The sequence below is a fragment of the Kitasatospora sp. NPDC093550 genome (assembly GCF_044764985.1).
Lineage (GTDB): Bacteria > Actinomycetota > Actinomycetes > Streptomycetales > Streptomycetaceae > Kitasatospora.
Genome location: NZ_JBIWJF010000028.1, coordinates 96,253 through 105,089, shown reverse-complemented (window position 1 = coordinate 105,089; position 8,837 = coordinate 96,253). Strand labels below are relative to the sequence as shown.

Here is an 8,837-nt window from a genome sequence, read left to right as displayed (position 1 = left end):
CCCCCCCCCCCCCCCCCCCCCCCCCCCCCCCCCCCCGACCCCCCACCCTCCCGAAAGCCACCACCCCACCAGCCCCGCGCCAGCGGAACCTCACCCCCCAGAACTTCCCCGCAAAGCCCGCTCCAAGTCCCGCAAAGCCACCCCCACCAACCGAGTCCCCGCCCGCACCACATCCCCCTGAACCCCCGCCACCCCAGAGGCCAACCGAGCCTCCAACCGCGCCTGAGCCTCCCGCACCGCCCCGAACTCCACCGGCCGCCCCGTCAACAAGGCCCCCGCCGCAAGCGCCGTCGCCAACCGCAGCTCCTCCGCATACTCCCCCGCCCCCACCACCGGCTCCACCCCCGCCCCCGCCCCCGAGGACCCAACCCCCACCGACCCCGCCCCCGAAGCCCCGCTCTCCACCCCCGGCAAATGCGCCTCCAGCAACACGGCCGCCCGCCCCAAGTGCCCGACCGCCGCCCGAGCCCGGTCGATCTGCCGCCGGCTCACCCCCGCCAGCCCCGACTCGTGCCGCCCCGGTTCGGCATCAGCCCGCTGCATCGCCTGGAGAAGCTCGGACCGCGCCTCCCGCGAGTCCAGCAACGCACTCCGCACGGCCCGCCCACGCACCCCCGCCGGCTCCTCGTAACAAGCGATGACCGCCGCCGCGTACCTCCCGGCCGCGGCCAGCCATTCGGCGAGCCGCTCCCCGAGCCGCGCCGTCTGCCAGGTCGGGAACAGCGCGTACGTGACGAGCGCGATCGATCCGCCGAGCAGCGTGAGGCCGACCCGCTCGAAGGCCGTGACCAGCGGGTCCCCCTCCTGCAGCCCGAGCAGGAACACCACGTACGTCGAGATCCCGACCGTGGTGAGCGCGTACCCGGTCCGGAACGCGAGGTACGCCCCGCCGATGCAGACCACCGCCAGCCCGGCCAGCACCCATTCCCCGGGGTGGACCAGCTGCACCACCAAGGTCGACACGGCGACCCCGACGACCGTCCCCGCCAACCGCGCGACGCCCCGGCTGTAGGTCTGCGCGAAGTCCGGCCGCATCACCATCGCGGCGGTCATCGGTGCCCAGTACCCGTGGTGGAACCCGGCGATCCGGGCCAGCAGGTAGGCGACGGTGACGACCCCGGTGAGCCGCACGGCGTGCTGGAAGATCGCCGAGCGCGGCTGCAGCTGCCGCCGGACGGCCCGTGCCGCGACGGGCAGCATCCGCCCGATCGACGGTTTGTGGAGCGCGCCGCCCGCCCCGACCACGGGCGTGGTGATGGTGTCCTCGTCGCCGCGGTCCAGGGCGTCCGCGGCCTTCCGCAGGAGTCCGCCGAGCCGCCGGGAGGAGCGCCGGGCGGCGCCCCGCAGCCGGGGGCCGTCGTCCGGCCCGGCCAGGGTGAGCGAGGGCGTGGACCGGGGGAGCCGGACGGGGTCGCCGGTGCGGATCGCCCGGGCCAGGGCGTCCATGACCTCGGCGGAGGCCGCCAGCACTTCCCGGGCCCGGTCCCGTTCGGGCCCTTCCTCGGGGGCGCCGACCTTGGGGTCGGCGAGCGCGGCGAGGGTGGGCCGGATCCGTTCGGCGATGCCGCGCAGGCCGCGCAGTTCGGGCGGCCGGTGGCGGTCCTGCCAGGGGGTGAGCGCGGCGGCGTGCCGGGCGGTCATGAACGGCGCCGGGTCCACGTGTGCGGTCGGGTCCTGTCGCAACCGGCGTGCGTAGTCGGCGAGTTCGGCGTAGGTGTCGGCAAGGGCGTTCCGCTGTGCGGTCCAACTGCCGATCGGCCAGAGCGTGATGACGACGGCCTGGACGACCCCGCCGAGGGCGGCGACCAGTCCGTGGCCGAGCGCGGCCAGCGCACTGACCGGGAGTTGGACGACGATCAGCATCACCGAGACGGTGTTGGTCGCGACCACCCCGGCGGTGGGCCCGATCGCCCAGGAGAGCCCGGCCCCGAAGGCCCACACCGCGAGCAGCACCGGGAACAGTCCGGGGACTCCGGCGGCCAGGTAGCCGAGGAAGGTGCTGACGCCGAGTCCGGCCCCGGCGGCGACGGCGAGGCTGGCCCGGGGTCGGAAGCTGCGCTGGAAGGTGGCGGAGCCGGCGATGAACGCGCCCATCGCGGCCGAGGTCGCGAGCGGGACCCCGCCGAGCGCGAGCGTCGGGAAGAGCACCAGCGCCACCGCGACCGCCCCGCGCACGGCCCGCTTGGGGTCGGTGAGCGCCCGGTCCAGGGTGAGTCCGGTCCGCGCGGTGTCACGAAGCGCGGCGAACCAGGACATACCGACATCCTAGGGCTCGGCCCTCCGCCGGACGGGACCGGTCGGGATCCTGCTCACCCGCGCCGCGAACCAGGTCAGCGCACCCGTCGGCAGGAACACCGCGTCGGCCGCGATCATCGCGAGCGAGAACACCGGCAGCCCCAGCACCACCGCGATCCCGATGTGCTCCAGCATCATGACGGCCAGCAGCCCGTTCTTGACCCGCCGGTTGAGCAGCGTGAACGGGAACGCCACCTGCAGCATCACGGTGCCGTACGAGATCAGGAAGACCGGCAGCAGCGCCGAGCCGACCAGCGCGGACAGCCCGGGCCAGGGGGCGAAGTAGTCCAGGTGCAGCGGGTAGTAGAGCGCGGTGCCGTCCTGCCAGCGCGAGCCCTGCACCTTGTACCAGCCGGCCGTGGCGTAGATCAGCACCACCTCGACGGCGATCACCAGCATCGCGCAGTTGTGCACCATGGTCGCCAGCGCGTCGAGCACCGCTCGCGCCTCGCCGTCCGGCCGCAGCCGCCCGAGCGTCCACCAGAGTCCGGCGACCGCCCAGAGCCCCCAGAACAGCGGCGACCAGCCGACGTAGGGGAAGCTCGGGCCGGTCCAGGTCAGGCTGTCGCCGGAGAAGCCCCCGAACTGACAGACCGCCAGCACCACCCCGAGCGCCGCCCAGAGCACCACCCCGTTCCGCGCCCTCGCGTGCCCGCGCCGCCGGGCGTCCAGCGACCAGACCTCCGCGCAGCGGGTGAAGACCAGGTAGACCGCCATCAGGTGGACGACGTTGTCGCCGCCGTCGCCGAGGAAGACGTCCCGGTTCTGCAGCGACAGCACGGTGACCAGGAACAGCACGGTGCTCACCCGGGTCCGCCAGCCCAGCAGCACGGCGAGGGCGGACAGCACCGCCAGGTGGTAGACCAGCTCGAACCAGGGCCGCCCACCGAACCAGGGCAGCACCGTGAACGCCCCGTCGTCGCCCAGGAACCGCTCGGCGAGCTCCAGCGACCAGGGGGAGTGGTCGCCGTACAGCACCCGCCGGTTGGGCCACTCGCGCAGCAGGTAGGCGAGCCAGACCAGCCCGAACCCGATCCGCACCGCCGCGGCCTGGTGCCGTCCGAGCACCCGCCCGGTGAAGGCCCCGACGGCCCGTCCGACCAGCGCCCCGGGCCCGCGCGGCCGCCCACCACCGCCCTGCCGCGGCACGCCGCCCGACGTCCCCGGCTCCCCCGAGAGCGCCTCCCCCGAGAGCGCCTCCTCCGACACCGCCCCGTCCGAGAGCGCCTCGTCCGACAGCTCCCCCGCCCCCGCCCGGGAAACCCCCGCCGACACCTCGCTCACCGACCCAGCCCCCGGTAGTCCTCGTCCGCCACCGGCCACCACGGCAACTCCCGCACCTTGGGCGCCGGCGGCGCGGCCTCGCCGCTCCAGCTCGGCGCCGGGAGGGTGGCCGTGGTCACCCGGAACCGGATCTCCAGGATCCGCTCGCCGTCCACCTCCCGGCCGATCCGCTGCAGCGCGATCCGCTTCAGGTACTGCTCGGCGAGCTTGCCGCGCGAGTCGGTCGGCGCTTCGTCCTGCGCGCTGTGCGAGCCCTCGTAGAAGTCCCAGGCCCGGCGCAGCAGGTTCTGGTCGACGTGGCTGGGCGCCGGGTTGCCGTGTATCGCCGCGATGTCCTGCGCGGTCAGCCCGAGCCACTCGCGGGTGGTGGTCGCCCCGCCCGGTGCGACGGTCCGCACCTGGGCGTCCACGCTGACGTTCTGCTGCAGCGGGTTGGGCGCGAACAGCTTCCAGTTCTGCTCGAACTCCGGGTACACCACGCCGTCGATCTCGCTCCGGTACTGCCGGGACAGCGAGTTGGCGGGCGCGACGTGGAGGAACACCGCGGCGAGGAACAGCCCGGTGCCGCCGACCAGCGCGGCTCCGGCGAGTCCGAGGACGAGCTGCGCGGGCTTCGACCAGGCCCTCCCCGGAGCCGGCCGGTCCGTGGTCTCCGTCATGGCCTCCCCCAGCCCGGTCGGCGGACGGCGCCCGGCCCGGTGCCGGCGCGCTCGCGCGCGCCCATCCTGCCCTACCGGCCCGGCCGGCCCGGCCGGGCCGGCCGGGCCGGCCGGGCCGTGGCCCGACCGACTACGCCCCGGCTGGCACCGGCTACGGCCGCCAACGGCCGCCAACGGCCGCCTACGACCGCCTACGACCGGCTAGAGGACGAAGGCCGCCTGCCCGGTGCTGCTGACCATCGGACGTCCGGCGCTCTCCCAGGCGTACATCCCGCCGTCCACGTTCACCGCGTCCCGGCCCTGCTGCACCAGGTACTGGACGACCTGCGCGGAGCGGCCGCCGACCCGGCAGAGCACGTACAGCTTCTCGTCGGGCAGCTCGCCGAGCCGGGCGATGACCTGGCCCAGCGGGATGTGCAGCGCGCCGTCCACGTGGCCGGCGTCCCACTCGTCCTGCTCCCGCACGTCCAGCAGGGCGGCGTCGGCGGGCACGGCGGCGGCGTCGGTGGTGGGGATCTGCGCGAACATCGTGTGGCTCTCCTGAACGTCGGTCGGGTCCGTGCCATTGTCGCCCACCGGCACCGAGCCGTGCGGGTCCACCGAGCCGTGCCCGTCCACCGGACCGTGCCCGCCGAGCAGCCGCTCCAGTTCGGCCTGCCGCTCGGCGGCCTTGGCGAGCAGTTCCTCGGCGAGCTGCTCCAGCAGCCGGTCCGGGTCCTGCGGGGCGAGGGCGAGCAGCTGGCCCATCGGGGTCTGCTCCAGCCGGACCTGCTCGGTGGCGGTCTCGGCGATCTTGGCGGTCAGCCAGTCCAGCCGGCGGCGCAGCCAGTCCGACCGGTCGGGGGAGTCGAGGGCGGGCGCGGCCTCCGGCGCGGTGGACCACTCGGCTGCCAGGCCCTCCAGCGCTGCGGCGTCACCGTAGGCGTAGGCCTCGTTGACCCGGGCCAGGAAGGCGGCCCTGCGCTGCTGCTCGGCCGGGTCGGTGGTGAGGTCGGGGTGGGCGCGGCGGACCAGCTCGCGGTAGATCCGCTGGGCCTCCTTGCCGGGCCGCACCCGGGTCGGCGCGGCGGCCGGCGGCGGGGCGGTCCGCTCCCCCGGGCCGGCCTCCTCCCCCCGACCGGACCGGTCCCGCTCCGACAGTTCCTGCACCGAGTCGAACAGCGCGTCCAGGTCGGGCAGTTCCTCGACCTGCTGCCGCGCCTCGGCGGCCCGGCGCCGGTCCTCGGGCCGTCCGGAGCGGGCCGCGACCGCCTCGGCGACCAGCGCGTCCAGCTCGTCCAGCCGGGCGTAGAGCGGGCCGAGCAGCTGGTGGTGGATCAGGGCGAAGTTGTCGATCTCGACCCGCAGCGTCTGCACGTCCACGTCCATGCTGAGCCAGGCGAGCTCGGCGGCGGCGACCCGCTCCTCCAGCTCCTGCTGCTCCGGGTCCGTCCAGCGGGCGGGGCTCTGCGCGCTCACTTCTCGCCTCTGTCTCGTCCGGCCGGCTGCGTCCTGCGGACCCGCCGCGGGGGCGGTCCGGCCTGCCACCCTACCGCCGTGCGCGTAAGCCCCGTCCGGGTGAAGCGGAGGTACGGACCGGCGCGCGCCGCGTGACACGCAACCGATACTGACGAATCTCCCCGTTTCGGTATCAAGCCCGGCCCGGTCCGTGCTTCGCTGGTATCCGCACAGCGTGCCTTCCTCCGGAGAAACGGCCGCCTCCAGGCGTGGCGGCCAGGCGGGAGCAGACCGAACCCATGGTGGCCGAGTCCAACTCCACACCGCGTCCGACGGCCGACGGGACCGCACCGGGCGACCACCCGACGGGCGTGGCCGCCCTGGTCCGGCTCGCCCTCGTGCAGATCGACCGCTCCGGCCGGATCGCGCAGTGGGGCCGGGCCGCCGAGGAGCTCTTCGGACACCGCGCCGAGGTCGCCCACGACCGCCCCGCCTCCGGCCTGCTGCCCGCCGTGGAGTCGCGGGTGCTCGGCCGCTGTTCCGTGCGCCGCGCCTGCGACGCCTTCGACACCCTCGCCGAGCTGACCGCCTCCGGCCGCCCCTGGGCCGGCCGGCTGACCGTCACGGACCGCGAGGAGCACCAGCGCGACGTGCTCTGGTGGGCCTACCCGTTGCCCGGCCCGTCCGGCGGACTGCTCGCCCTGGCCGCCGACGCCCGTCCGCTGCGCACCACCGGCCCCCGGCTCGCGCTCGGCGAGCGGCTGCTGCCGTTCTCCGCCGCCCCCGCCGCCCGGGGCGGCTTCCACGGCCTGACCGCCGCGCTCACCCGGCCGGTCGACCGGGTGCCGGAGCCGCTGGCCCGGCTGCTGCCCGCCGCCCACCGCCCGGCGGTGCTGGCCGCGCTCGGCGCGGGCGGCCTGCCCGCCCTGCGGGTGGACGCGGTCACCGTGCTGCCGGTGCTCCCCGCCGACGCGCAGGGCGGTACGGCGCAGGCGGCCGCCGGCCTGGGCCGCCGCTACCCGACGCCCCAGCAGCGCGCCGCCCGGGTCGGCCCGCCGCCGCAGCCCGAGCAGACCGCCCCCGGCCGCCGCGCGAGCACCCCCCTGCCGACCCAGCGCGAAGTCGTCCCCCGCGAGGCCGCCCACCGCGAGGACGCCGAGCTCCCCGTCGCCCAGCCGGTCGCCGCCGTCAACGGCGCCGCGGCGGGCGGCGGCCCGTCCGTCCCTCCTCCCGCCTCCGGCCGGGAGGCGCCCCCATCCACCGGAGGAGGAGCCGCCATCGACCGAGCCCGCGTCGAGTCGGCCGCCAACGGCCACCCGCCATCGCCCGCCGACCACGCCCCGCACGCTGACCAGGCCCCGCACGCCACCGCGCCCGTCCCGGTCCCGGCCCCCGCGAGCCCCGAGAGCCCGCCGGCCGGCCGGCTCGGCCCGTTCCTCACCAACGGCCAGGCCGGCGAGCAGCTGGCCCTGCTGAACGAGGTCGGCGGCAAGGTCGGCACCACCCTGGACCTCGGCTTCACCGCCCACGAGCTGTGCCAGGTGCTCGTCCCCCGGGTCGCCGACTTCGCCTGCGTGGACCTGGTGGACGGGCTGATCTCGGACTCCGAACTGCCGGTCGCCCGCCCGGACGACGACACCATGCTGCGCCGGGTCGCGCTGGTCTACAACGAGACCGGCGGCGCCTGGGACCACGTGCTCTCCGAGGGCTCGCTGGTCAGCATGCCCCGCCGCACCCCGCCCGGGATGGCCCTGCAGCTGAACCAGCCGGTGCTGGTCCCGGTGGTCAGCGCGGATGTCGCGGTCGACTACGCCATCGCGCTCGGCGGCGCGAGGCTGGCCCCGGTGGTCTCCGGCCGCTCGATGCTGGTCGTCCCGCTCTCGGCCCGGGGCACCGTGCTGGGCATCCTCAAGCTGCTCCGGCTGCCGGACCGCGCCCCCTTCGACGAGAGCGACGCCGCGACCCTCAAGGAGCTGGCCGTCCGCGCCGCGCTGTCGCTGGACAACGCCCGGCTGCACCGCGCCGAGGCGAGGGTCGCCACCACCCTGCAGCGCTCGATGATCCCGACCCGCCCGCCGCAGATCCCCGGCGTGCAGATCGCCCACCGCTACCTGCCCGGCGACCCCAAGGCCGAGGTCGGCGGCGACTGGTTCGACGCGATCCAGCTGCCCGGCAGCCGGGTCGCCCTGGTGGTCGGCGACGTGATGGGCCACGGCCTGCACTCGGCGGCCGCGATGGGCCGCTTCCGCACCGCCATGCAGACCCTCGCCGCCCTGGACCTGCCGCCCGGCCAGCTGCTGCGCCACCTCGACAACCTGGCCCACAAGCTCGGCGACGACCACCTCGCGACCTGCCTGTACGCGGTCTACGACCCGATCAACCGGACCTGCGAGCTGGCCAGCGCCGGCCACGTCCCGCCCGTCCTGGTGCACCCGGACGGCACCGGCGAGCTGTTGGAGATCCCGGCCGGCGCACCGATCGGCGTCGGCGGGGTGCCGTTCGTCGCCAAGACCATCGACGTCTCGGACGGCTCGATGCTGGTGCTCTGCACCGACGGCCTGGTCGAGGTCCGCGGCGGGGACATAGGAGCCGGCCTGGCCGCGCTCTGCGGGAACCTGATCGATCCCCAGCAGAGCCCCGAGCAGGCCTGCGACGAGGTGCTGCGACGGCTGCACAGTGACGACCGCAAGGACGACGTCGCCCTGCTGGTGGCCCGCTTCGACGGGGTCGCCCCGTCCGAGGTGGCCACCTGGGACCTCACGGTGGACCACCGGGAGGTCCGCCGGGCCCGCGCGCTGGTCCGCGAGCAGCTGGCCGGCTGGCACCTGGAGGCGCTCAGCGACACCACCGAGCTGCTGGTCAGCGAGCTGGTGACGAACGCCGTCCGGGTCGCCCGGGACCGCGTCCAGCTGCAGCTGATCCGGGTGGACAAGCTGCTGGTCGAGGTCAGCGACGACAACCACAACCTGCCCTCGCTGGAGCCGGCCGAGCAGCTCGGCGAGACCGGCCGCGGCCTCACGCTGGTCACCAAGCTCGCCGAGCGCTGGGGCACCGCCCGCAAGGCGGTGGGGAAGGTCGTCTGGTTCGAGCTGCCCCTCCCGCACGCCTGACGGCCGCGTACGGGCACCGTCCCGTACGCGGCCGTCAGTCCGTTTCCCGCGC

5 protein-coding genes are annotated in these 8,837 nt (G+C 75.6%); 1 reads left to right on the top strand and 4 read right to left on the bottom strand.

Annotated elements, in window-relative coordinates; translation table 11 throughout:
* Window positions 1–90 precede the first annotated feature (90 nt).
* From ACIRD3_RS32820 to ACIRD3_RS32805, 4 genes are all read right to left on the bottom strand, one after another.
* Window positions 91–2,256 (bottom strand): FUSC family protein, encoded by a 2,166-nt coding sequence (locus ACIRD3_RS32820; protein ID WP_402223840.1) that lies wholly within the window; start codon window positions 2,254–2,256, stop codon window positions 91–93.
* A gap of 9 nt (window positions 2,257–2,265) precedes the next feature.
* Window positions 2,266–3,444, bottom strand: a complete 1,179-nt coding sequence (locus ACIRD3_RS32815) for an HTTM domain-containing protein (RefSeq protein ID WP_402223850.1) — start codon at window positions 3,442–3,444, stop codon at window positions 2,266–2,268.
* 131 nt (window positions 3,445–3,575) lie between these two features.
* Window positions 3,576–4,238: a DUF5819 family protein gene (locus ACIRD3_RS32810; protein WP_402223838.1), complete on the bottom strand. Its 663-nt coding sequence runs from the start codon at window positions 4,236–4,238 to the stop codon at window positions 3,576–3,578.
* A 201-nt stretch (window positions 4,239–4,439) separates the two neighbouring features.
* Window positions 4,440–5,696, bottom strand: coding sequence for a rhodanese-like domain-containing protein (locus tag ACIRD3_RS32805; RefSeq protein WP_402223836.1), 1,257 nt, complete (start codon window positions 5,694–5,696; stop codon window positions 4,440–4,442).
* 248 nt (window positions 5,697–5,944) lie between these two features.
* On the opposite strand from ACIRD3_RS32805, the gene ACIRD3_RS32800 reads away from it, so the two are divergent.
* Window positions 5,945–8,785 (top strand): SpoIIE family protein phosphatase, encoded by a 2,841-nt coding sequence (locus ACIRD3_RS32800; protein WP_402223835.1) that lies wholly within the window; start codon window positions 5,945–5,947, stop codon window positions 8,783–8,785.
* The last annotated feature ends 52 nt before the right edge of the window (window positions 8,786–8,837 follow it).